This window comes from Duganella dendranthematis, assembly GCF_012849375.1.
Classification (GTDB): Bacteria; Pseudomonadota; Gammaproteobacteria; order Burkholderiales; family Burkholderiaceae_D; genus Rugamonas; species Rugamonas dendranthematis.
The window spans coordinates 5032210-5055667 of record NZ_CP051684.1 but is presented as its reverse complement, the minus strand read 5'-3'; the positions used below and the strand labels follow the sequence as shown (position 1 = coordinate 5055667).

Here is a 23458-nt window from a genome sequence, read left to right as displayed (position 1 = left end):
CTCCAGGAGATGATTGATTACATGGTCAACAGATTGCGGCGTTCGCGCATCAGCGCGGTGAAGCCTTCCGCGTTGATCGGACGGCTGAAATAATAGCCCTGCATCTCGTCGCAACCGCGCGCGGTGAGGAACTCCATCTGCTCACGGGTTTCCACGCCTTCGGCGATGACGCGCATATTCAGGTTGTGCGCCAGCGAGATCACCGACAACGCAATCGCCGCATCGGCGCTGTTGGTGGTAACGTCGTCGACGAAGGATTTGTCGATCTTCAGCACATCGATCGGGAAACGCTTCAGATAACTCAGGCTGGAATAGCCGGTGCCGAAGTCGTCCAGCGAGATGCTGACGCCGATGTCCTTCAGGCGGCGCAGCGCCGCCACGGCTTTATTCGGATCGCCCATCACCGTGCCTTCGGTGATTTCCAGGCCCAGATATTCCGGCGCCACGCCGAACTTGCGCAGCGTGCTTTCCACGTACGGCACGGTGGCGTCGTTGGCGAACTGGCCGGCGGCCAGATTGACCGCCACCTTGATCTTGCCCAGTCCCTGCTCGTGCCAGACCTTCATCTGCGCGCAGACGCTTTCCAGCACCCATTCGCCGATGGAGTTAACCAGGCCATATTCTTCGGCCAGCGGGATGAAACGGTTGGGCGGCACCTTGCCCAGCACCGCGTTATCCCAGCGCAGCAGCGCTTCGGCGCCGACCACCGCGCCGGTTTTCAGGCAAACCTGCGGCTGATAGTGCACCTCGAATTCGTCGCGCGCGATGGCGCCGCGCAGCTGGCTCTGGATCGCCAGCTTGTCGCGGATTTCCGCGTCCATGCGCTCGGTGAAGAAAGCGTAGTTATCGCGGCCGATTTCCTTGGCGCGGAACAGCGCCGTGTCGGCGTTGCGCACCAGCTCATCGAAGCTCTCGCCATCGGTCAGGCTGACGGCGATGCCAATACTGGACGTGACGGTGATCTGCTGGCCGTCGATCACCAGCTCCTTGCGCAGGCCGGCCAGGATCTTCTGCGCCAGCGCCATGGTGGCGCTCAGCTGCGCATCGTCGGCGACGATGATCTGGAATTCGTCGCCGCCCTGGCGGGTCACGGTATCGCCTTCGCGCACTGTCTCGGTCAGATAATGCGAGACCACCTGCAAGGCCTTGTCGCCCATGTCGTGGCCATACGAGTCGTTGATGCTCTTGAAGCGGTCCAGGTCCAGGCACATGACGGCCACGCAGCGGCCCTCGCGCCGCGCCGCGTTGAGCGTCTGCGCAAAGCGCTGGCGCGCCAGCAGGCGGTTCGGCAGGCCGGTCAGGGCGTCGTGGTTGGACAGGAAATCGATCAGGTGCTGCTCGGCCTTGCGCTCGGTGATGTCCATGAACACCGCCACGTGGTTGACCACCTGCCCCTGCGCGTCGCGCACCACGGAGGCGCTCAGCAGGCCCGGATAGGTTTCGCCGTTCTTGCGGCGCGCCAGGATCTCGCCCGACCAGTGGCCGGTCTTGGTGACCGACTGCACCAGCGCGTCAAACGCCGCAAGGTCCGGTTCCCTAGCCAGCAGGAGGTTGGCGTTCTGGCCCAGCACTTCCTTGCTGGTGTAACCGGAGATGTGCGTAAACGCGGGATTGGTGGCGACGATGCGGCCTTCGCGATCGGTGACGACGATAGCATCCTGGGTCGCTTCGAACACCTGGCTGGCCAGGCGCAGGAATTCCTCGTTGGCGCGGCGCTGTTCGATTTCCTTTGCCAGTTCGGCGGTGCGTTCGGCGACGCGCTCTTCCAGCAGCGCGCGCTCTTCCGCCAGCGCCTTCTGCGCGCGTCCCAGCCGCACATGAGCGTCGGTGCGGGCCAGGATTTCCTCGGCCTGGAACGGCTTGGCGATGAAATCGACCGCGCCCAGCGCAAAGCCGCGCACTTTATCGTCGGTGTCATGCTGGGCTGACAGGAAGATCACCGGCACCTGGTTCAGGTCCGGATTGTCCTTGAGCCGGCGGCAGACTTCAAAGCCGTCGATGCCGGGCATGCGCACGTCCAGCAGGATCAGCTCCGGCGGCCGCGATTGCGCCGTCCAAAGCGCCAGTTCGCCATTGGGGGCCTGGCGCACGTAGTAGCCCGCCTCCGTCAGCAGATCGCTCAGCAGCTTGAGCGAGGCCGGCGTGTCTTCCACGATCAGCACTTCGCCCTTGGTGTGTTGTTCCGACAAATCCCGGTGCATGTAAAAGTCTTTCGCCAATTTGCCCATCTGTTCACTACTATAATATACCCGTCAGGCGATAGGCTCCAATTCGTTGCCGGCGTCGTCCAGCAAAGCGCACAACTGCGGATACTGGTGCAGCTGCACCATGTGCTCGATGCGCGCCACCACGTCGGCCAGCGCTGGCGGCAAGGGCTCCAGCAGCCCCGCCACGCGCGCCAGGTTCAGCTCCTGCAAGGCGACTTTCAATTCCTCGCGCAGCGCCGCATCGAGCCGCTGCAAATCGCCCGGTTCCAGCGGCGTTGGCGGCAAGCGGCGCACGGCGGCGCGGTGACGGCGCACAAACTGCAGATTAAGCTGCTGCTCCAGCACCGCATACAACTGCGCCTGCTCCACCGGTTTGCGCATGAATTCATCGGCGCCGGCGGCCAGCGCCTCCTCGCGCTGCTCGGCAAAGGCCGACGCGGTCAGCATCACAATACCCGGCTGCACAATCTCGGGATTGGCACGGATCTGGCGCGTGGCGTTGATGCCGTCCAGCCCCGGCATGCGCCAGTCCATGAACACCAGGTCCGGCTGCCACACGTCCACCATGGCCAGCGCCTGCACGCCGTCGCCCACCACGGCGACGTCGAAGCCGAGTGGCTTCAGCAGGCTTTCCATCAGTGCGCAGCCATCGGCGTTATCGTCCGCCACCAGGATGCGGCGGCGCTGCTGCGGCTCCAGCGCGGTGACTTCGTCCTCGCCGGGCTGCGGCGCTTGGTCCGCCACCTGCACGCCGACCGTGAAGTAGAAGGTCGCGCCCTGCCCCGTCGCCGATTGCACCGCCAGCGTGCCGCCCATCAGCTGCACGAACTCGCGCGAGATGGTCAGGCCAAGGCCGGTCCCCTCTTTCGCGCCCGGTCCCTCGGCCTGGATGAACGGCTCGAAGATGCGCAACTGGTCTTCCGCGCTGATGCCGGGGCCATCGTCGATGACCGCAAACGTCAGTTCGCACTGGCCGTTGCGCGAGGCGCCACGCACCTTCAGCGTGACCTTGCCCTGCGCGGTGAACTTGACCGCGTTCGACATCAGATTCAATAGCACCTGGCGCAGCTTGGTGCCGTCCACGCGCGCACTGGCCGGCAGGCCGACACTATCCACCACCAGCTCGACGCCAGTCTGCACGGCACGCATGCTGACCATGTCCAGCACTTCCTGCAGCATGTCGTTGAGCTGCACCACTTCCGTCTGCAGCACCGCGCGGCCGGCCTCGATCTTGGACAGTTCGAGAATATCGTTGATCAGCGTAAGCAGGTGCTGGCCGGAACGGTGGATGATGGCCAGGTTGCGCTTCTCTTCCGGCAGCATGTTCTTGGAGTCGGCCATCAGGCGCGAGAAGCCGATCACGGAATTAAGCGGCGTGCGCAGCTCGTGGCTCATATTGGCCAGGAAGGTGCTCTTGGCGCGGTTGGCCGCCTGCGCCTGGCGCACCGCCACCGACAACGCATTGGTGCGCTCGGCCACCAGCTCTTCTAGGTGGATGCGGTGACGGCGCAGTTCCTGCTCCGCCGTGCGGCTGTCGGTGACGTCGTAGTTGACGCCCACCATGCGCATCGCGTGGCCGTCGGTGTCGCGGAAAGTCATGGCGTCGGCCTTGATGTAGTGCACCGTGCCGTCGGCCCAGATCAGGCGATATTCGATATCAAATTCAGCGGTGCCATTGAGCGCCTGCTGCAACAGCATTTCGGTCGGCACCACATCGTCCGGGTGCACCATCTTGCGCCAGGCCTCGAACGGGTCGTCCAGCTTGCGGCCTTCCATGCCGTGCAGGCGGTACATCTGCTCATCCCACACCATCTGGCGGTTGACGATGTTCCAGTCCCAGATGCCGATGGCGGCGGCGCCGGAGGCGATCTGCAAGCGCTCCTCGCTGGCGTGCATGGCGACGTAGCGGCTTTCCATCAGGCGCACCATTTCGCGGATCGAGGCATTCAGGGTTTTCAGTTCGCCGCTGTACCAGTCGCGCGGCGGCTCCACGCCGGAATTCTGGCCTGCCTTGACGCTGGCGGCGTAGCGTTCAATATTGGTCAGGGGCTTGAGGATCAGCTGCCATAGCAGCAGGTAGAGGCTGAGCACCAGCGTCACGTCCAGCACGAAAATCAGGCCGGCGATGGTGTACAGGCGCTGGCGCAGCTGCACCACCAGTTGCGCCGGCGAGGCGTACACGGTGATGGTGCCGATATTCTGCCCACCCGCCACAATCGGCCGCTGCTCGGACAACAGCTCGGGATCGGCCGGCAGGCGCTCGGCCGGCACCAATTGCGCCTGCTCATTGCGGGTGAGGATGAAAGGATGGCTGCTGGCCACCGGCGCCACAGCGCTGGCGTACAGGTCACGGTTACTCAAACCGCTCTTCATGATGGTGACGATCTGGGTCTCGTCGAAATTCCAGGCCGGCAGCGCGACGGCGGCCGCCAGTTCGTCTGCGCTGTTGGCCAGCGTTTTGCGCAACTGCTCCCAGCGTTGTTCGCGTTCGACATGGTAGAAGTACAGCGCGAAGGTGGTCAATACCAGCGTGACCACCGCCGTCAGCGTCACACTGACGAAGACGGCGATGGAGACTTTTGCGGCACGGCGGGCAAGACGGACCAACATCGGCAAACCATTCTTCTGAGGTTAATCTTGATAGTAACGTCTTAGATCATAGGTTCAATCCAGCATGAAGTCCATGCATATTTGCGGCTAAGCAACATCCTTAGCGATATGTAATTGATCGAAGGCGTTGGCGGTGCTGAGGAACAGTTTGCCGTTCAGTTGCTGTAGCAACGTACTATTACGCAGGCGGTCCATCACCGGCCCCTTGACCTCGGCTAGGTGCAAGCCGATGCCGCGCCGTTTCAGGCTCTGGTTCAATTCCGCCAGCGCCAGCAGCGCCGTGGTGTCGATCGAGCTGACCGCCGTCATCACCAGCAGCAGGTGGCGCGCGCTCTGGTGCGTGGCCAGCTCGCATTCGATGCGACCGGTCACTGCTTCCATATTGCCGAAGAACAGATTGGCGTCGATGCGCAGTACCAGCAATTCCGGTTGCGTCTCGGCCGGATAGCGGTCGATATTACGGAAATGCTCAGTGCCGGCGATGCGGCCCAGCACCGCGATGTGCGGCCGGCTGGCGCGCCAGATCAGGGTGCCCATCGACAGCGCCACGCCGACCACGACGCCCGCTTCGACGCCCATCACCAGCACGCCGAGACAGGTCGCGCCCCAGGCCAGCGCATCGCCACGGTCGTATTCCCAGGCGGTGCGCAGGATGCCCAGTTCCAGCATGCCCAGCACGGCGACGATGATGGTGGCCGCCAGCACCGGCATCGGCAGCAGCGCCAGCCAGCCGGTCGGCGCCAGCAGCGCGCCGGCCAGCAAGCCGGCGGTGATCAGGCTGGCCAGCGGCGTGTTGGCGCCGGCCGCGAAGTTGACGGCGGAGCGCGACAGGCTGCCCGTCACCGGAAAACCGCCCGACAGCGCGCTGGCCACATTGGCCGCGCCCAGGCCGATCAATTCATGATTGCTGACCAGCTTCTCGTTGCGTTTGAGCGCCAGCGCCTGGGCGCCGGACATCGACATCAGGAACACGATGAAGCCGATCAGCAGTCCCGGTTGCAGCAGCGCGCGCCAGTGCTGGCTGGAGGTGGCCAGGTTCAGATGCGGCAGGCCCGCCGGAATGGCGCCGGTGGTGCGCACGCCCATCTCGGCCAGGCCGGTGGTCGCCATCAGCACGATGCCGCCCAGGACCACCACCATCGGCGCCAGCTTGGCGCCGATATCGGCCACCACCGGCGGCAGGCCGCAGACCCTCAGCAGCCCGGCCAGATATTGGCGCGACAGCACCAGCAACAGCAAGGTGCAGACACCCAGCACCGCGCTTGGCGTGTGCACATGCGGCAGCTCGGCGCCCAGCAGCGTATGCAGCTGGTCGTAAGCGATGACGATGGCCGAACCGACCGTGAAGCCGCTCATCACCGGACGCGAAAAGAAGTTGGCCAGGAAGCCCATGCGCAGCAGGCCGCACAGCAGCAGCACCGCGCCGGACACCAGCGCCAGTTGTGCCGCCAGCACGCCGGCCAGCGCCGACCCGGCCGGCGCCAACGGGCCGATCACGGCGGCCGTCATCAGCGAAATGATGGCCATCGGGCCGACCGATTGCGTCATGCTGCTGCCGAACAGCGCATAGACTATGGGCGGCAGAATGCTGGCGTACAGGCCCACCACTGGCGACAGCCCCGCCACCACGGCGTAGGCCACGCCCTGCGGGATCATCATCATCGCCACCACCAGCCCGGCGCTGATGTCGCCAGGCAGCTGGTCGCGCCGGTAGTGCTTCAGCCATTGCAGCATCTTGGTCCCCGTGCGGAAAACCAGCAGTGTAGGGTGACGGCCGGGCTTCATGCAAATTTTCTCTATCGATATGCGGAAATCGCATATCAGAACCCCGCTAGGCGCGCGGTGTGAGCGCGTTTAGCGTTTCGGCGGCGTCCAGCAACGCGGTGGCCACATCGTTCAGCTTGCGCTGCTGCGAGCGCGCGTGGGTACGCAACATGCGCAGCGCCGCGTGGCGGTCGATGCGGTAGCGCTCCATCAGCATGCCGACCGCCATGCCGGTTTCGCGGCCGTCGCGCAACGCCTGGCCCAGGCGCGCCTCTTCGGCGCGCAAGCCCTGGATCTCGGCGCCGCGCGCCAATGCCGCCCGCACCGCCGGCAGCAGCTGGGCCGGATCGATCGGCTTGAGCAGGAATCCCACCGCGCCGGCCGCGGCCGCCTGCTCGGCGATGCCGGCGTCATCGTTGGCGGACAGGAACATGTACGGTATGTCGCCCATCTGCCGCGCCAGTTCCAGCCCGGACATGCCGGGCATGGTGATGTCCAGCACCGCCAGCTGCGGCTGCACGCTGTGGTCGGCCAGCAGCGCCAGCGCCTGGCCGCCGCTGCCGGCCTGCCGCACGCGTAGGCCGGCAGCCTCCAGCGCGCGCGCCAGCAGGCCGAGGATCAGTGGATCATCGTCCACCAGCAGGATTAGCGGTGTGGTATCGGCGGGTAGATTCATGGGGCATGCTCCTGGAAATCGAGTTCGGGGGCTTCGCGCGCGGCTGCCGCGTGTAGCGCCTGCAGCGCGGCGTCCACCGCCGGCAGCTGCGCCGCGCGGCAGGCCTGTTCGAGGATGGCGGCGGCGGCGCCAATCGCCGGGCAGCCAAAGGTGGCGGCCGAGCCTTTCAGTGTGTGGGCTTCCATCTGCATCGCCGCCAGGTCGCCCTCGCCCAGCGCGCGCCGCAGCCCGGCCAGACGCGCGACCAGGCCGCCGCGGAAGGCGGCGCGGATGGCGGCAAACTCGGGCAGGTCGGCAAACGTCGCCTGCACCGGGGCGGCCGGCAGGAAGCGCGCCAGCGTCTGTTCAAAGACCTGGCGCTCGATCGGCTTGGCCAGGCAGGCGTCGAAGCCGCAGGCCGCATAGCGGGCGCGGTCGTCGGCCATGACGTTGGCGGTCAGCGCCACAATCGGGCCGTGGTAGCCGGCCGCGCGCAGCTGTCGGGTTGCGCCGATGCCGTCCAGCACCGGCATCTGGATGTCCATCAGGATCAGCTGCGGCGGCGCCGCCAGCGCCAGCGTTACGCCCTCGGCGCCATCGGCCGCGCACTGGACCTGCAAGCCCTTGCGCGCCAGCATGGCGCTCAGCAGGCGCCGATTGTCCTCGCCGTCCTCCACCACCAGCACGCTGCCGGCCAATCCTTGCGCCGGTGGTGGCGGCACCGGCGTCGCGGCCGGCGCCAGGGCCGCCAGCGGCGCCGGCACCTGCACCAGGACGCGGGTGCCTGCGCCGGGTTGGCTGTCGACCGTCACCGAGCCGCCCATGGCCTGCGTCAGACGGCGCACCAGGAACAAGCCCAGGCCGGAACCGCCGAAGCGGCGCGCGATGCTGCTGTCCGCCTGTTCAAATGGTTTGAACAGCTGCGTCACCTGCTGCGGCGCCATGCCGATGCCGGTATCGGCCACCTCGCAACACAGCTGCTGCGGTCCCGGCTGATACCAGACGTTCACCGTCACCTGGCCATGTTCGGTGAACTTGATGGCGTTCGACACCAGGTTGATCAGGATCTGACGCCAGCGCGTCGGGTCGCCCAGCACCGCCGCCGGGCACCCGGGCTGGACCGCCACTGCGAGGCCGATGCCGCGCTGCTCGGCCTGGCCCCGCATCAGCAGGCCCACCGCCGTCAGCGCCTCGGCGGGCGCGAACGGCACCTGTTCCAGCACCAGCTTGCCGGCCTCGACCTTGGTCATGTCGAGGATATCGTTGATCAGCGCCAGCAACAGGTGGCCGTTGCGGGCGATGATGCCGCCCAGTTCCTCCGCCTCGGCCAGCGCGCGCACCTGCTCCAGCTGTTCGGCAAAGCCGATCACGGCGGTGAGCGGGGTACGGATTTCGTGGCTCATCATGGCCAGGAAGTCGGTTTTGGCGCGGTTGGCCGCGTCGGCCTCGGCTTTCAGGTCGCGCTGCTGGCGCACCGCGACATCGCGCCGCCGCATCTCGCGCAGCAGGATGGCGAAGGTGGCCACCACCGCCGCCGCGCACAGCGCCCCCACCGCCGCCAGCTGCATCAGCAAGGTGCGCCACTGCTGCAGGAACAGCGTTTCGGTGACGGTGACGTTGATGATCATCGGGTAATTCGGGATCAGCCGCACCGCCCCCATGCGTCGCACCGGCTGCCGTCCCTGGGCCTGGCGCGGGGTGTCGACCACCACCACGCCGTGATCGCGCCGCTGGCGCTCGATCACCTCGTAGGTGCTGCCGCCGCGGTTGGGCAGGCCCATCTGCGCGTCCAGTTGCGGCCAGCGGGTCAGCATGCTGAAGTCGCGCCGGTACAGCGTCACGCTGGCGTCGTCGCCCAGGTTGATCTTGCTGAAGAAATCGCTCAGCTGGCGGCACGACACGCCCACCAGCACCAGTCCGAGAAAGCGGCCGTCGGCGGCGCTGATGCGCCGGCTCAGGTAAAAGGTCCACTCGCCATTGCCCTTGTTGCGCACCGGCCGGCTGACGAACACGCCCAGCTGCGGCTGGTCGCGGTGGGCGGCAAAGTAATCGCGGTCGGCCAGGTTGATGGCCGGCGCCGGGTAGCTGCGGCTGAAGTTGACGATATCGCCGTTGGCCGCCACCACGGTGGCCACGTCCAGCTGCGGCACCACCCGTTTGCGGTCGACCAGCCGGTGGAATTCGGCCTCGGTGCCCAGTTGCGCGCGCAGTCCGGCGTCGTCATTCACTTCCAGCAGGCGTATGCGCTCCAGCATGGCGTCCAGCACCAGGTCGGCCACCCCCATCGAGTTGGCGGTCTGCTGCGCCAGCAGCAGCGCGGTATTGTTCAATTGCACCTGCCAGTCATCCAGCTCGCCCTGGCGGTCCTGGTACAGCACGAACGACAACGCGGCCGTCAGCGTCAGCAGCAAGGCGGCGGCGGTGGCAAGGACCAGGCGGCGGGATCGGCGGGCTTCGGGCATAGGGAGCAAGGGGTTTTTTTCACCATACCATGCCCGGCCGCCGCCCGGCGGTTGACGGGCCCGGCTGTCGGTTGGCCGCAACGCCATCCCGGAATAAATATTGCGCCAAGTCAATTAATGCAGTACCATGAATCTAGTTGAATATCCGCGTTTGCGGCGCCGGCCCCTTTGCCGTCGTGCTGCGCGGTGTCAGATCTCCAGCCTGGCCCGCGCCGGCCCGCTGCTGGTTCCCACGGCCCTCTATTGCGCCGTTGTTGTGTGATGCTGCCACGCTGCGCGTGGTCCGCCGCCTGAACCGGAGTGCCCTATGTCTACCCTGTCCGCCCCCGCGCCGCTCGTCAGCGCGCCGCCCGATGTATTGCCCATCCCCGCCGCCGCCGCGCTGCGCGTGCTGCTGGTCGAGGACGACGCCGTCCAGCGCGAGCTGCTGACGGCGGCGCTACGCCATTTCGGCGTGCGCGAATTGCTGGTGGCCGCCGACGGCTGGACCGCGCTGGCCCACCTGGCCGCGACGCCCTGCGATCTCGTCATCAGCGACTTGAGCCTGCCAGGCATGGACGGCGTCGAATTCCTGCACCGCGCCGCCGCCTTCGATATCGGCGCCTTCGCCATCGTCTCTGGCGCCGAACCGGCCATTATGAGCACGGTCGAACACGCGCTGGCCGATCGCGGCGCCATCGTGCTCGAGCGGCTGACCAAGCCGCTGTCGCTGGCGGCGGTGCAATCCCTGCTGACGCAGTGCGGCGCGGCGCTGGCGCCACTGGCGCCGGCCCAGCCGCTGGCGCCGGCCACGCCGCCAGCGCGGGCCGCGCTGCAGCAGGCGTTGGTGAACGGCGAGTTTGTGCCGTACTACCAGCCCAAGGTCGACCTGACGAGCGGCGCGCTGCTCGGCGTGGAAATCCTGGCGCGCTGGCGCCAGCCGGACGGCGTGCTGATGCCGGCCCATTTCATCGGCGCCATGGAAGACAGCCCGCTGATCGACACCCTCACCTACCAGCTGCTGGAACAGGCCCTGACCGACGCCGCGGATTGGGGGCCGGAACCGCTGTCGATGGCGCTCAACCTGGCGCCGCACACGCTGGAAGATCCGGGCCTGCCGGATCGCCTGCTGGCCATGGTCCACCGGCACGGCATTGCCCCCGCCCGCGTCACGCTGGAACTGACCGAGACCGCCATGGCGCGCAACCCGCAACTGGTGCGCGACTGCGCCGCCCGCCTGCGGCTGCGCGGCTTCCGCTTTGCGGTCGATGACTTCGGCATCGGCTATTCGTCAATGGCTTTGCTGCTCAGCCTGCCTTTCACCGAACTCAAGATTGATCGCTCCTTCGTCGCCAGCCTGGTTTGCTCGCGCAAGGCGCGCACCATGCTCGAAGCGATGGTGGCGCTGGGGCGTCGGCTGGGCATGCAGGTGGTGGCCGAGGGCATCGAGCAGGAAGCCGAACTGCGGCTGCTGCGCCACATCGGCTGCCCGGCGGCGCAGGGTTACCTGTTCTCCGTGCCGCTGCCGCAGGCGGAGCTGCTGCGCTGGATCGCCAAGCCGACCCTGCCGACCGAGATGCTGCAGCACTGAGGTCGCCATGCATGCGCCACGATCGAGGCCGATTTTGTTGAATGATTCAGCCATGGGGTGGGCAACATGCTGAGCGGCCAACAGTATCAGGCGCGGCTGCGCCGGACCGCCGGCGCCTTCGAGCTGGCGCGCGAGGGCATCCTGATCACGTCCGTGCAGGGAGAGATCCTCGACACCAACCCCGCCTTCACCCGCATCACCGGCTACAGCCGCGACGAGGTCGTGGGCCGCACCCCCGCCATGCTGCAATCGGGCCGCCAGGGGCCGGACTTTTATCGGGCCATGTGGCAGACGCTAGGCGCCAGCGGCCATTGGGAAGGCGAAGTATGGAACCGCCGCAAGGACGGAGAACTCTATCTGGAAACCCTGACCATCAGCGCGCTGCGCGACAGCGATGGCGCGGTCAGCAACTACATTGGCTTCTTTGCCGACGTCACGCTGCAGAAGGAACATAATAGCCGGCTGGAGCAACTGGCCAACTACGATGCGCTGACCGGCCTGCCCAACCGGCGCCTGCTGATGGACCGCCTGCGCCAGGCCATGGCACAGGCGCGCCAGCACAGCACGCTGGCGGTGCTGTACCTGGACCTGGACGGCTTCAAGGCGGTCAACGACCGCTTCGACCACGCGCACGGCGACGCCTTGCTGGTGACCCTGGGCAGGCGCATGACGCAGGCGGTGCGCGCGAGCGACACCGTGGCGCGCGTCGGCGGCGACGAATTCGTGGTGGTGTTGCAGAATTTGGCCAGCATCGCCGACTGCATCGCGTTGCTGGAACGGCTGCGTGGCGCCTGCCGGCAGGGGCTGCAATGCGGTCAGCGCCGTGCGCAGGTGTCGGCCAGCATCGGCGTCACCTTCTTCGATCGCCGTGACGACGACCCGTACCAGCTGCTACAGCGCGCCGACCGCGCCATGTACCAGGCCAAGGCGACGGGCAAGGACCGCTACCAGTTTTCCGGCGACCGCCACCGCTAGGCGCGGTTGCGCGCCGGCCCGCATTCGATTATCGTGACAGCACGCTGCACCGGCTGGCGGGGCGGCCACGATCATTGGGGAGGTCATATGAAGCGCGTTACCGGCATTGGCGGCATCTTCTTCCAGGCGAAAGATCCTGTGGCGCTGCGCGCCTGGTATCAAAAGCATCTGGGCATCGACGTGCAAGTCTGGGGCGGTGCGGCGTTCACCTGGCAGGGTTCGGAAACCACTATCTGGTCGATTGGCGAGAGCGGCGGCGACCATTTCGCGCCGAGCACCGCGCCGTTCATGATCAACTACCGCGTCGACGACCTGAGCGCGCTGCTGCAAGCGCTGCGCGAGGAAGGCTGCCAGGTGCTCGACAAGACCGACGATTCCGAATACGGTAAATTCGGCTGGGTGGTCGACCCCGAGGGCAACAAGGTCGAACTGTGGCAACCGCCGGCCGGCCAATAAGTTGTCAGCCGGGCAGCGTGTCCTTGACCGCCGCCAGCACTTCCAGCGACAGCGCTTCGTCATCCACCGCGCGCGACAGCACGATGGCGCCGACCATGGCGGCATAGTTGGCCAGCGCCTGCTTGCGCTGTTCGGCGGCGTCGGCGCCGGGCATCAGCTGTTCCAGGATCGCCATCTGGCTGCGCGCGCCTTCGGTCATGGCGTGACGCGCCTTGGGGCCGAGGCGGGCCACGTCCGGACCCAGCGCAGTGACCGCACAGCCAAGCTCGGGATGGTCGCGATGCTGCTCGTTCAGATAGCCGTCGTAGATTTTTTCCAGCGCCACGTCAGGGCCAGCTGACAAATAACCTTCCCAGCGCTCGACCGATTTTCTCAGCGCGTGCGCGGCCGCTTCAGCCAGCAAATCCTCCTTCGAGTCGAAGTGACCGTAAAAGCCGCCGTGCGTGAGGCCGGCGCTCTTCATCAGATCGGCCACGCCGATGCCGTCATAGCCTTTTTCGCGGAACAGCCGGGCGGCGGTTTCCACGATGCGCTCACGGTTGAGCGCCACTTGTTCCCTGCTCACTTTCATTTTGGACTCCTACTTCTAATCTATTGACATTATACAGTACGAGCATAATATATCAATCATTGCGATCATCATCAAAAGGAAACCCACCATGAAAGCCGTTATCAGCGCCTATGCCCGTTCGCCGTTCCACTTCTCCCGCAAGGGCAAGCTGGCCGAAGTCCGTCCCGACGACCTTGGCGCGCAAGTGGTCAAGGGCCTGATCGAGCGCACCGGCGTCGATCCAAAACTGCTGGACGACGTCATCCTCGGCTGCGCCTATCCGGAGTCCTCGCAGGGCAACAACCTGGCGCGTATCGTCTCGCTGCTGGCCGGCTTTCCGCATGAAGTCAGCGCCATGACCATCAACCGCTTCTGCGGCTCGTCCATGTCGGCGGTCCACATCGCCGCCGCCAATATTGAGGCCGGCCTGGGTGAAGCCTATCTGTGCGTGGGCGTGGAATCGATGACCATGGTGCCGCAAGGCGGCTTTAACTTCTCGCCCAATCCGCAGCTGCTGGCGGAAACCGACGCCTACATCAGCATGGGCGACACCGCCGAAAATGTCGCCCGCAAATACGAAGTGTCGCGCGCCGACCAGGAAGTGCTGGCGCTGCAATCGCACCAGAAGGCCGCTGCCGCCCGCGCCGCCGGTTTGCTGAACGATGAAATCGTCCCGATCACCACCGCCAGCGGCGACGTGATTGCGGAAGACGGCTGTATCCGCCCCGGCACCACGCTGGAAGCGCTGGCGTCGTTGAAGCCGGTCTTCGATCCGGAACATGGCGTGGTTACCGCCGGCACCTCGTCGCCGCTGACAGATGGGGCGTCGGCGGTGCTGGTGACCACCGAGGAATTCGCCCGCAAGCATGGCCTGACGCCAAGCGCGCGCATCGTCTCGATGGCGGCGGTGGGCTGCGATCCGGCGCTGATGGGCATCGGTCCGATTCCCGCGACGCAGAAGGCACTGCGGCTGGCCGGCCTGACGGCATCAGACATCGACGTCGCCGAGATTAACGAAGCCTTCGCCTCGCAGGCGCTGGCCTGCGTGCGGGAGCTAGGCATCAAGCCGGAGGTGTTGAACATCGACGGCGGCGGCATGGCCATCGGCCACCCGCTGGGCGCCACCGGCGCGCGCATCACCGGCAAGGCGGCGGCGCTGCTGAAACGCACCGGCGGCCGTTACGCGCTGGCCGCACAGTGCATCGGCGGCGGCCAGGGTATCGCTACCATTCTGGAAAAAATTTAGGCGGCCAACTCGATGCCGTTGCGGCCCGCGCGCTTGGCGCGGTGCAGCGCGGTGTCGAGGCGATCCAGCACCGCGTCGCTACCCTCTTCCGCGCCGACCTGCGCCACGCTCAGCGCAATGCTGACAGCGGCGCCGTGGCCGACCAGCGGCAAATCGGTTTCCGCAATCGCGCCGCGCAGTTTTTCCGCCAGCCGCAAGGCATCGTCCGAATTGGTGTGGGTGGCGACGATCAGGAATTCTTCACCGCGCATGCGCGCCAGCGTGTCCGAGGTGCGCAGGCGGCCGTGCACCGTTTCGGCGATCTTGCGCAGCGCCGCCTCACCCACCGGCGCGCCGTATAAATCGTTGGACGACTGGAAGCTGCCAACGTCAAACGACAGCACCGCCAGCGGTAGGCCATAGCGGCGCGCGCGGCGGATTTCGTTGTCTAGCGCATCCTCGCCGGCGCGGCGGTTGCCGGCGCCGGTGACCGCGTCCACCGTGCTCATTTGCGACAACTGGCCGGCGAGCGCATCGTTGCGATGTTTTAATTCGCTCATGCCGATGCCGAAGCTGACAAACTGCGCCAGGCTGGCGAAGCAGGCAAACTGCTCACGCGTAAAGCTGATGTGACGGTCGAACATCAGACAGATGGCGCCCATCTTCGGCCCACCCGGCTCGGCGCACAGCGGCAGGGCGAGCACCATGCGCACATTGCGATCATGCAGCGCCATCGCCAGTTCCGGATCACCGGCCTTCTCCGGCGCATCCAGCAACACCATTTCGCCGCGCGCCGCCGCCATCAGCGCCGGGAACACGTCGCGCAGCGGTGATTGCAGCAGATGGTCGCGCCGCTCCAGCAAGCGGCCCAGATCGAGGTGGTTGCGGGCCTCCTGCGCCACCAGTTGCAGATCGCCGCGCTCTTTCACATGCAGCACCGAGGTATGACGCACGCCAGGGAAGTTACACAGCGCTAGGCAAATTTGCGAGGCCATGGTGTTAATGGTGTCGATGCCGGCCAGCGCGCGTTGCAGGCTGCGTTGCACGCCCAGCAGGTCGCGCAGCTCCTTTTCCTTGTCGAGCAGCTCTTGCTGCATGGCGGCGGCCGGATCGGCCGGCACCGTCAGCGCCTGCCCCACGGCTTGTTGCAACTCGTCGTTCAGCACTGGGCAGATGCGGTAATCGAAACTGCCGTAAGCCATCAGTTCCGGCAACCAGGCGCTATGTTCGTAAGCGCACAGCACCAGGATCGGCGCGCCGGCGCGGCCACGGATCAGCGCGCCGAGGCCGGACAACTGGTTCAGGTGATCAAAACCGTTGAGGTCGAGGATCAACAGGTCCGCCTCGCGCTTGGCCAAGGCGGCGCCGACGGCGTCCACATGGTCGCACAGCAACAGCTGGGAAAACATTTCCCCACAGCAGGATTGGAATTCCGCGCGCCGCTCGGCGCCCGGATTGAAGAAGATGCCCGTGCTGTTCGACCGGCTGTAGACTTGCGACATGGTGTGACTCCCCTAGTATCTTTTTTGTTTTGTTTGTTCCTCGAACGATAGTGTGCCATAGAGTTCAAGATTAGCAATCTTTTTGCAAAAATTTTATGATAGCGCGCACTATGTGAACAAGCGTACCGTCATGCAACCGGCCCGCGCCAATACTGGGCGTTCGTGTATTAGGAGAGCACCATGTCACAATCGGAAAGCGCGCCGGTGCAAACAACCGAGCACATCTATCCCGGCACGCCGCTGCCGGCCCAGCACCTGGACAAGCCGGGGCTGGAAGCGGACATGCAGCAAAAACCCGAGTTTCTTGCGCCCGACTACTGCGGCAGCGGCAAGCTGGCCGGCATGGCGGCGCTGATTACCGGCGGCGATTCCGGCATTGGCCGCGCGGTGGCGGTATTGTATGCACGCGAAGGCGCCGACATCGCCATCGTCTATCTGAACGAAGATCAGGATGCGCAGGACACCAAGCGCTATGTGGAAGCAGAAGGCCAGGCCTGCCTGCTGCTGCGGGGCGACGTGCGCGACACCGCGTTTTGCCGCGAGGCGGCCCATCAGGCGCACGAGCGCTTTGGCCGGCTGGACATCCTGGTCAACAACGCGGCGTTTCAACAACACGAGGAAAAGCTGACCAACCTGACCGAAGAGCGCTTCGACCTGACCATGAAAACCAATGTGTATGGCTACTTCCACATGGCCAAGGCGGTGCTGCCGTATCTGAAGCGCGGTGCGGCGATCATCAATACTGGTTCCGTGACCGGGCTGCAAGGCGCGGAGAACCTGCTGGACTACGCCACCACCAAGGGCGCGATTCACGCCTTCACCAAGTCGCTGGCCTCCAACCTGCTGGAGCAAGGCATTCGTGTGAATGCGGTGGCGCCAGGACCGGTGTGGACGCCCTTGAATCCGGCGGATGCATCGCCTGAAGATATCGTCAAATTCGGCGCCGACACCGACATGAAACGTCCGGCGCAACCGCAGGAGCTGTCGCCGTCGTATGTGTTTCTGGCGGCGCCTTGCTGCTCCAGCTATATCACCGGCATAGTGCTGCCGGTGACCGGTTCGGTGGGTGGTTAAGTCATGGCCGCGCGCGCGTTGTGGAAAGGGGCGATCAGCTTTGGTCTGGTCTATATTCCGGTTGAGATGTACACGGCGGTGCAGGAGCATGACCTGGACCTGACCATGCTGGACCGGCGCGATTTTTCGCCGGTCGGCTACAAGCGCTATAACAAAAAGACCGGCAAAGAGGTGACCTGGGACGATATCGTCAAAGGATACGAGTACGAGGATAACGAGTACGTGGTGCTGTCGGACGAGGATCTGAAGCGCGCCAATGTGGAAGCGACCCAGACCATCGACATCGTGGCGTTCGTGGAAGCGGCCGATGTGCCGTTGACGTATTACGAGACGCCCTACTACCTCGCACCATCAAAGGGCGGCAACAAGGTCTACGCGCTGCTGCGCGAAACCTTGCGCAAGGCCGGCAAGATCGGCATCGCCACGGTGGTGATGCGTACCAAGCAGCACCTGTGTGCACTGGTGTGCGTAGAAGACAAGATCGTGCTCAATACGCTGCGCTACGCAACCGAGATCCGCAGCGCCGAGGAATTGAAACTGCCACCCGCGACTTTGAAAGCGGCCGGCATCAGCGACAAGGAGCTAAAGATGGCGCTGTCGCTGGTGGACGGCATGAGCGAGGAATGGAAGCCGGAGCAGTACCACGACACCTACAAGGAAGACGTGCTGGCCATGGTCAAGAAAAAGATCAAGGCCGGCCAAACCAAGACCATTACCGCGCCGGAGGCCGAGCCAAGCGCGCCGAAGGCATCCAATGTGGTGGATCTGGTGGCGCTGCTGCAAAACAGCCTGGGCAAGCGTGGCGGCAAAGGGGCTGCCGCGAAGGCGCGTCCGGCCGAGGACGAAGACGAGGGAGAGGAAGTCGCGGCCAAGCCTAAGCCGCGAGCCGTGAAGTCCGCTCCCGCGACCAGCGCCAAGCCGGCGGCGAAACCAGCAGCCAAGCCGGCAGCAAAGCGCGCCACGAAGAGCGCCAAGCCGGCTGCACGCGCGCCGGCAGCCAGCCGCAAGGCTGCCTAACCACGAGGTGACTGCGGCCCGCTGCGCTTTAAACCACCGCCGCGCTGAACGACTCGGGCCGCCGTGCCAGCAGATAGGACAGCCGTTGCAGCCCCGCCTGCAAGCGTGCACGGTCCTTGATGCTGCCCAGGGAGATCCGGATCGCATTCACGGATGCGCTGCCAGTTGCGAATGCCTCTGCCGGCGTGACGGCGATGCCCTCGCCTTCGGCTGCGCGGGCAAGCTGCGAGGAGTTCCAATACCCCGGCAACTCCAGCCATATATGCAGGCCGTCTCCGGCACCACTGTACCGCCCCGCCAGAATATCCCGCGCCATCCGGTGACGCAGGCGCGCCTCCTGGCGTACGCCTTCCATCAATGCGTCCGCCGAACCGTCGAGTATCCACTGCGTCGCCAGCGCGGCCGTCAATGGCGCGACCATCAGGGCAAATGATCTGAGCGCAACAAGGAAACGTTCGCGTTCGTGCGGGTCGCGTATCAGCACGAAGGCGACGCGCAAGCCAGGCGTCAGGCATTTCGACAGGGTTGAGATGTAGTACACCTGTCCCGGGGCAAACGTGGCAATTGGCGGCGGCGGCGCATCGGCGAGCAGCCAGTAGGGATCATCCTCGATAATGCGCACATTGCAGCCGCTGGCGATGCTGGCCAGCTCCTTGCGCCGGCGCGCCGGCATGGTGACGGCGGTCGGATTCTGTAAGGTCGGATTGAGGAACAGCAGCGCAGGCTTGTGCTGACGGCACGCATCCTCCAACATTGCAGGCACCATGCCGTGCTGGTCCGCAGCCACCGCAACAATGCGCCGGCCGAACTGGGTCGCGGCGGCACGCAAGCCGGGATAACTGGCTGGCTCTGCCAGGATCACATCGCCAGGCTCCGTCAGCGCAAGGATCAATGCGGCGATCGCCGCTTGCGCCCCGGGACAGACCAGCACCTGCCGCGCATCCAGCTGTCCAAACATCGGTTCCAGCCACTTGGCGCCAGCCTTACGGTCGGAGTCACTGCCCCGGCCAAGTGATACGTCATCAGCAATTCATTGTCTGCCCTCATCAGCACCTGGGACAAACCTTGTTTCAACATATCGTCGAAGTCCACGCCGTCCGGCGGCGGTGGCGTGTTCATGCTCAGATCGAGGATAGCGGTCAACTCGACTTTCGACGCCGCGACATAGGTGCCGCGCGCGCCGCGCCCCTCCAGCAAGTTGCGGCGCCGGGCTTCGTCGTAAGCACGCGTGACCGTCGTCAGGTCAACGTCCAGCTGCGCTGCCAACTGGCGCTGCGGCGGCAGGCGGTCACCCGGTTTCAGCGATCCGTCGACCAGCGCCGCCTGCAACGCATCCGCAATCTGCAAAAAACGTGGTCCGCCATGCACGGCCAATCGCGGCAGCCAGACTGGCACATCCTCATCTTGTATGGCTTTCAACTGGGACATTTTGTCTCAATGTATGGAAATTGCTTTAAAGTAGTATGCCTCATAAGGTGCAGTAACACCATGCTTGCATGGTAGTCGCTGACACTCGCTCCTCTTTTATAGGCAGATGCAAATGGACTGGATACCGATAGTCTTCGTTATATTCAAACTTGGCGTGCTCGGCACGGGCATGTTCTACGCCATCAAGTGGCACTACGATCAAGGGAAGAAGGGGAAGATCGAGGAACGGCGCGCAGTACTGCGCGCGGCCGGCAAGATTGCCGCATTCTTCGTGCTAGCGCTGCTAGGGTTGGGATTGGTCACCTTCATCGTTGTCAAGACGCTCGGGATGGATCTGACTTTCCCTTGATGGCAGAAGCGGCGTTATGCCTCGACTTCGGCAAGAGGACACTGGGCGAGTAGATGTGCCATGTCTAGAGAAAATGCGGCTGAGTCAAAATCTCTCGGTTTTCTCTTCATCTCAGCTACGCGTGCAATTGACTGCAATAAAACTTCGCCGAATATCTTGAATTGATCTTGCGCTGACAAATCTTTCACGTCAGGCCAGTTAATTTGGCCTACTGAAAGCATTAATTTCATCTTTGGACGATAGCTGGTATAGCGACTCGACGAGTTGAAAAGCTCACCCCAGCCCTCCAAATCAGCGATTTCAAACCCTAGAACGAACATATCAATCGATTCGCCGTACGATTTGTCTGTAAAGGTAGCGTTGAAATAATCTTTGATCTTGCCAGTACATAACTTCCACTCTCCGGTTTCCGGTGGCGGGCCGCCGTAATAGACGGGTCCATTATCAATATGCCCGGCCCACTTCACTTCCCCACCACATCTAATTTTTATATCAAATTGCACTAGCACATGCTCCACGTCGAATCCAAAGTTTGCTGGAGCATAGCAGCTTTCTTGTCAAAAATGTACGCCGAGTCTTAGCCTTGCCCAGGCTTGAATTGCATTCGCTTCATGGCGGAGGCCAGCCCCTTGGCGGATTTGGCGTAGTCGTCCCACGGCGTGTTGCCGACATCGAGCCGCGTGTGGACGTTGGTAACGTTCCAGTGATCTGCGCTTTGCAGGCTATCCAACTCTTCCCACGTGATTGGAACTGAAATGCCCAGGCCCGGCCTGGTGCGGGCCGACCAGGCGCTGACTGTGGTAGCACCGCGTCCATTACGCAGGTAGTCAATGAAGATTTTGCCGACGCGGTTGCGCGGACCGCTCTTCAGGACGAAGCGCTCCGGTATGGTCTCCGCCATGTGCGCGACAATGGCTTGCGAGAAGGACTTCACATCATCCCATCCATAGCCTGGCTTGATCGGCACCACGACGTGCAATCCCTTGCCGCCGCTGGTTTTGAGGAAGGCCGGCAGACCAAGCTCGGTCAGGAAAGCGCGCATCAGTTGCGCTGCTTCCTTCACCTGATCCCATGTGACGCCCTTGCCCGGATCGAGGTCGAAGATCATGCGGTTGGGCTTTTCGTAGCTGCTGCCGTTGGCGTTTTGCGTGTGCAGCTCGACCACGTTCATTTGTGAGGCCGAGAGCAAGCCCTCTTCCGTCGGCACTTCCAGCATCGGCGGATGGTCCGGGTCCAGCGACTGTCTGAACTGCTTCACGCCCGGCATGCGTGACACTTCCGCATGCTTCTGGAAGAACAGTTCTCCGCCCACGCCCTCCGGCGCGCGCACCAGCGATACCGGGCGGCCTTTGAGATGCGGCAGCATCAGCGGCGCCACCAGCGCGTAGTAGCGCACCAGCGTGATCTTGGTGGCGCCGCTTTGCTTGTCGATAACGCGGTCAGGATTGGTGATCTTGAGTGACTTGGGCAGCGTGCCCTCAACGGCGGTTTGCATCGCGGGTTCCTCCTTGATGTGCGCCGGTTGTTCGCGCACGATGGCGTTGGCTTTTTTGTCCTTGCGCAGGCCCTTGAAGACGGCGTGGCGAATCGAGCCCGAATGCGTCCACTCGCCGAAGGCCACTTCCGCCACTAGCACGGGTTTGAGCCAGTGCGCTTTCTTATCGATGTCGCGGCTCGGTGCGAAAGGGCTTTTGTCGGCGGCCTGTTTGTCCATTTTGGCTTTCAGGTCGTCCAGCGTGGCAGCATTGAAGCCGCTGCCGACGTTGCCGGCGTATTGCAGTTTGCCGTCCTTGTCGTAAGTGCCGAGCAGCACAGAGCCAAAGCCACTGCGCGTACCCTGCGGATCGGTGTATCCGCCGATGACGAATTCCTGTCGCTGGCCGCATTTCAGTTTGATCCAGGTGCCGGTGCGACGCGCGGTGTAGCGCGAGTCGCGGCGTTTGCCGATGATGCCTTCGAGGCCCATCTGGCAGGCGGCGGCGATCATGTCCTGTGGCGTGGCGTTGAGTGCTGCGCTGAAGCGCACCGTGTCGGTCTGGCGCTTGGCGAGGACTTTTTCCAGTTCGGCGCGGCGCTGTTCCAGTGGTACGTCGCGCAGGTCGCGGCCATTGTGGAATGGCAGGTCGAAGATGAAGTAGACCATGTCGCCGGGATTGTCTTTGTCAAAAGCGTTTTGCAGGAGGCCGAAGTCGGGGCGGCCGTTGTCATCGTGAACCACGATTTCGCCGTCGTACCAGCCGGACGGCAGTTTCATTTTGCTCAGCGCCGCGTGCAGCGGTTGCAGCTTGTGCGTCCAGTCGTTGCCGTTGCGGGTGACCAGGCGGATGTCCTTGCCGTCGATGCGGGCCAGGATGCGGTAGCCGTCGAATTTGACTTCGAATATCCAGTCTTCCGCTGCGGCGGGCGGGGCGTCGACCAGCGTGGCCAGTTGGGGCGATAACGTCTCGGGCAGCGCGGCTTTGGGCGCGGCGCGTTCGGCGGCGCCGGCGCGAGGAGGCGCTGCTGGCACGGCGGCAGGCGCCGATCCAGCGGGCATCGGCAGCGCCTTGACGCTGTCGGGCATCTCGTCCACAACGCTGAACTCCGCTGCCGGCCGCGCGTATTCGTCGTTCTCCTTGATCAGCAGCCAGGGCTCCTGCTTTTCGCCTTTGCCCTTCATGCGCACCAGTACCCAGCGGCCATGCATCTTGTGGCCGTGGATTTCAAATTTCAAGTTACCCGCTTTGAGTGCCTTGCGCGGATCGTCTAGCGGATGCCAGGTGCCCTTGTCCCAGATGATCACCTTGCCGGCGCCGTACTGCTTGGGCGGGATGGTGCCTTCAAAATCATTGTAGGAGATGGGATGATCCTCGACGTGCACCGCCATGCGCTTGTCGTGCGTGTCGTAGCTGGGGCCTTTGGGAACGGCCCAGCTCATCATCACGCCGTCCAGTTCGAGACGGAAGTCGTAGTGCAGGCGCGTCGCCCAGTGCTTCTGGATGACAAACGTCAGCGCCTCCCTGCCCTCGTCGCCGCCTTCGGCAGGTTCAGGGGTGATGGCGAAGTTGCGTTTGGCCTTGTAGGTTTTAAGCGAATCATTCATTCCGCCAGCCTATGCCCGTCCGCTCGCGCGCTCCGTGCGATGACGAACATGTAAGCGATTGTAAAGACCGTCAACGACACCGGTCCGGGCCGCGTTTTTTGCTCAGAGACGCGGGAATTGTCCCGGGCCCAGAAAAACTGATAGAGGATTGAATCATGACCAAAATTATCGCTACCCTGATCGCCGGCCTGTTCGCAACCGCTGCTTTTGCACAGACCCCAGCCCCTGCTCCGACTCCTGCTGCTGCCAAGGCGGAAGCCAAGGAAGCCAAGACCGCTGCCAAGGCAGAAGCGAAAGAAACCAAGGCTGAAGTCAAGGCAGAAGCCAAGACTGCCAAGGTAGAAGCCGATGCCAAGAAAGACGTCGCTGTCGCCAAGGCGGAAGAAAAGTCCGACAAGGCCGATGCCCACGCCAAGGCCGTGAAAACCAAAAACAAAGCTCACGCTAAAGCCGAAAAAACTGAAGCCGCAGCAACGCCTGCACCAGTCGTCACGAAATAATCGTCCCCCCGCGAACGCGGGGGGCCATAGAA

The 23458-nt window shown here is 64.2% G+C and carries 17 protein-coding genes and 1 pseudogene; 8 read left to right on the top strand and 10 right to left on the bottom strand.

From position 1 onward, the window contains the following. Positions 1–17: 17 nt before the first annotated feature. From HH213_RS23225 to HH213_RS30580, 5 genes are all read right to left on the bottom strand, one after another. Positions 18–2201 (bottom strand): two-component system response regulator, encoded by a 2184-nt coding sequence (locus HH213_RS23225; RefSeq protein WP_169113803.1) that lies wholly within the window; start codon positions 2199–2201, stop codon positions 18–20. A gap of 51 nt (positions 2202–2252) precedes the next feature. Continuing rightward, a complete protein-coding gene (locus tag HH213_RS23220) occupies positions 2253–4817 on the bottom strand; it encodes an ATP-binding protein (RefSeq protein WP_169113802.1) in 2565 nt (854 codons plus the stop codon). 87 nt (positions 4818–4904) lie between these two features. Beyond that, complete coding sequence (locus tag HH213_RS23215) at positions 4905–6551, bottom strand: SulP family inorganic anion transporter (protein ID WP_169115342.1); 1647 nt, start codon at positions 6549–6551, stop codon at positions 4905–4907. Between the two features lie 97 nt (positions 6552–6648). Next, the gene (locus HH213_RS23210) at positions 6649–7257 is read right to left on the bottom strand and encodes an ANTAR domain-containing response regulator (protein ID WP_110848196.1); all 609 of its coding nucleotides are present in this window, start codon (positions 7255–7257) and stop codon (positions 6649–6651) included. Continuing rightward, positions 7254–9698, bottom strand: a complete 2445-nt coding sequence (locus tag HH213_RS30580; protein WP_169113801.1) for a hybrid sensor histidine kinase/response regulator — start codon at positions 9696–9698, stop codon at positions 7254–7256. Before HH213_RS30580 ends, HH213_RS23210 begins: the two co-directional genes overlap by 4 nt. A gap of 307 nt (positions 9699–10005) precedes the next feature. Between HH213_RS30580 and HH213_RS23200 the strand changes: the two genes are divergently transcribed. The 3 genes from HH213_RS23200 to HH213_RS23190 all read left to right on the top strand — a co-directional run bounded on the left by HH213_RS23200 (position 10006) and on the right by HH213_RS23190 (position 12699). Further along, positions 10006–11268 carry an EAL domain-containing response regulator gene (locus tag HH213_RS23200; protein ID WP_169113800.1) on the top strand — a complete coding sequence of 421 codons (1263 nt, stop codon included), beginning with the start codon at positions 10006–10008 and terminating at the stop codon, positions 11266–11268. A gap of 66 nt (positions 11269–11334) precedes the next feature. After that, entirely contained in the window at positions 11335–12243 is a 909-nt protein-coding gene (locus HH213_RS23195; RefSeq protein WP_169113799.1) for a sensor domain-containing diguanylate cyclase, read from the top strand. Between the two features lie 87 nt (positions 12244–12330). Then, positions 12331–12699, top strand: a complete 369-nt coding sequence (locus HH213_RS23190; RefSeq protein ID WP_110848200.1) for a VOC family protein — start codon at positions 12331–12333, stop codon at positions 12697–12699. Between the two features lie 4 nt (positions 12700–12703). On the opposite strand, the gene HH213_RS23185 is transcribed toward HH213_RS23190, so the two are convergent. Next, positions 12704–13270 (bottom strand): TetR/AcrR family transcriptional regulator, encoded by a 567-nt coding sequence (locus tag HH213_RS23185; protein ID WP_169113798.1) that lies wholly within the window; start codon positions 13268–13270, stop codon positions 12704–12706. Between the two features lie 88 nt (positions 13271–13358). Here HH213_RS23185 and HH213_RS23180 point away from each other — a divergent pair, with 88 nt between their 5' ends. Then, positions 13359–14495, top strand: a complete 1137-nt coding sequence (locus HH213_RS23180; protein WP_169113797.1) for a thiolase family protein — start codon at positions 13359–13361, stop codon at positions 14493–14495. Here the strand turns inward: HH213_RS23180 and HH213_RS23175 are convergent. Next, on the bottom strand, positions 14492–15976 hold the full coding sequence (locus tag HH213_RS23175) for a GGDEF domain-containing response regulator (protein ID WP_229263120.1): 1485 nt from the start codon (positions 15974–15976) through the stop codon (positions 14492–14494). The two genes, HH213_RS23180 and HH213_RS23175, sit on opposite strands and share 4 nt — an antisense overlap. Positions 15977–16156: 180 nt before the next feature. On the opposite strand from HH213_RS23175, the gene HH213_RS23170 reads away from it, so the two are divergent. Both HH213_RS23170 and ku read left to right on the top strand, forming a co-directional pair. Continuing rightward, complete coding sequence (locus HH213_RS23170) at positions 16157–17050, top strand: SDR family oxidoreductase (protein WP_169113796.1); 894 nt, start codon at positions 16157–16159, stop codon at positions 17048–17050. Between the two features lie 3 nt (positions 17051–17053). After that, positions 17054–18067, top strand: a complete 1014-nt coding sequence (gene ku / locus HH213_RS23165; RefSeq protein ID WP_169113795.1) for a non-homologous end joining protein Ku — start codon at positions 17054–17056, stop codon at positions 18065–18067. A gap of 28 nt (positions 18068–18095) precedes the next feature. Here ku and HH213_RS23160 read toward each other — a convergent pair. After that, positions 18096–19495: pseudogene (locus HH213_RS23160) on the bottom strand (aminotransferase-like domain-containing protein). A 112-nt stretch (positions 19496–19607) separates the two neighbouring features. On the opposite strand from HH213_RS23160, the gene HH213_RS23155 reads away from it, so the two are divergent. Beyond that, entirely contained in the window at positions 19608–19844 is a 237-nt protein-coding gene (locus HH213_RS23155) for a hypothetical protein (RefSeq protein ID WP_169113794.1), read from the top strand. 14 nt (positions 19845–19858) lie between these two features. Here HH213_RS23155 and HH213_RS23150 read toward each other — a convergent pair whose 3' ends face one another. Beyond that, entirely contained in the window at positions 19859–20347 is a 489-nt protein-coding gene (locus tag HH213_RS23150) for an Imm44 family immunity protein (RefSeq protein WP_169113793.1), read from the bottom strand. Between the two features lie 74 nt (positions 20348–20421). Next, positions 20422–22926 carry a DNA ligase D gene (ligD, locus tag HH213_RS23145; protein WP_169113792.1) on the bottom strand — a complete coding sequence of 835 codons (2505 nt, stop codon included), beginning with the start codon at positions 22924–22926 and terminating at the stop codon, positions 20422–20424. A 155-nt stretch (positions 22927–23081) separates the two neighbouring features. Here ligD and HH213_RS23140 point away from each other — a divergent pair, with 155 nt between their 5' ends. Next, a complete protein-coding gene (locus tag HH213_RS23140) occupies positions 23082–23426 on the top strand; it encodes a hypothetical protein (protein ID WP_169113791.1) in 345 nt (114 codons plus the stop codon). Positions 23427–23458: the final 32 nt, after the last annotated feature.

What these genes read in the sequence shown, in the direction of transcription:
- HH213_RS23225 (WP_169113803.1), bottom strand. Translation starts at nt 2,201, where the DNA reads ATGCACCGGGATTTGTCGGAACAACACACCAAGGGCGAAGTGCTGATC.
- HH213_RS23220 (WP_169113802.1), bottom strand. Translation starts at nt 4,817, where the DNA reads ATGTTGGTCCGTCTTGCCCGCCGTGCCGCAAAAGTCTCCATCGCCGTC.
- HH213_RS23215 (WP_169115342.1), bottom strand. Translation starts at nt 6,551, where the DNA reads ATGCTGCAATGGCTGAAGCACTACCGGCGCGACCAGCTGCCTGGCGAC.
- HH213_RS23210 (WP_110848196.1), bottom strand. Translation starts at nt 7,257, where the DNA reads ATGAATCTACCCGCCGATACCACACCGCTAATCCTGCTGGTGGACGAT.
- HH213_RS30580 (WP_169113801.1), bottom strand. Translation starts at nt 9,698, where the DNA reads ATGCCCGAAGCCCGCCGATCCCGCCGCCTGGTCCTTGCCACCGCCGCC.
- HH213_RS23200 (WP_169113800.1), top strand. Translation starts at nt 10,006, where the DNA reads ATGTCTACCCTGTCCGCCCCCGCGCCGCTCGTCAGCGCGCCGCCCGAT.
- HH213_RS23195 (WP_169113799.1), top strand. Translation starts at nt 11,335, where the DNA reads ATGCTGAGCGGCCAACAGTATCAGGCGCGGCTGCGCCGGACCGCCGGC.
- HH213_RS23190 (WP_110848200.1), top strand. Translation starts at nt 12,331, where the DNA reads ATGAAGCGCGTTACCGGCATTGGCGGCATCTTCTTCCAGGCGAAAGAT.
- HH213_RS23185 (WP_169113798.1), bottom strand. Translation starts at nt 13,270, where the DNA reads ATGAAAGTGAGCAGGGAACAAGTGGCGCTCAACCGTGAGCGCATCGTG.
- HH213_RS23180 (WP_169113797.1), top strand. Translation starts at nt 13,359, where the DNA reads ATGAAAGCCGTTATCAGCGCCTATGCCCGTTCGCCGTTCCACTTCTCC.
- HH213_RS23175 (WP_229263120.1), bottom strand. Translation starts at nt 15,976, where the DNA reads ATGTCGCAAGTCTACAGCCGGTCGAACAGCACGGGCATCTTCTTCAAT.
- HH213_RS23170 (WP_169113796.1), top strand. Translation starts at nt 16,157, where the DNA reads ATGTCACAATCGGAAAGCGCGCCGGTGCAAACAACCGAGCACATCTAT.
- ku (WP_169113795.1), top strand. Translation starts at nt 17,054, where the DNA reads ATGGCCGCGCGCGCGTTGTGGAAAGGGGCGATCAGCTTTGGTCTGGTC.
- HH213_RS23155 (WP_169113794.1), top strand. Translation starts at nt 19,608, where the DNA reads ATGGACTGGATACCGATAGTCTTCGTTATATTCAAACTTGGCGTGCTC.
- ligD (WP_169113792.1), bottom strand. Translation starts at nt 22,926, where the DNA reads ATGAATGATTCGCTTAAAACCTACAAGGCCAAACGCAACTTCGCCATC.
- HH213_RS23140 (WP_169113791.1), top strand. Translation starts at nt 23,082, where the DNA reads ATGACCAAAATTATCGCTACCCTGATCGCCGGCCTGTTCGCAACCGCT.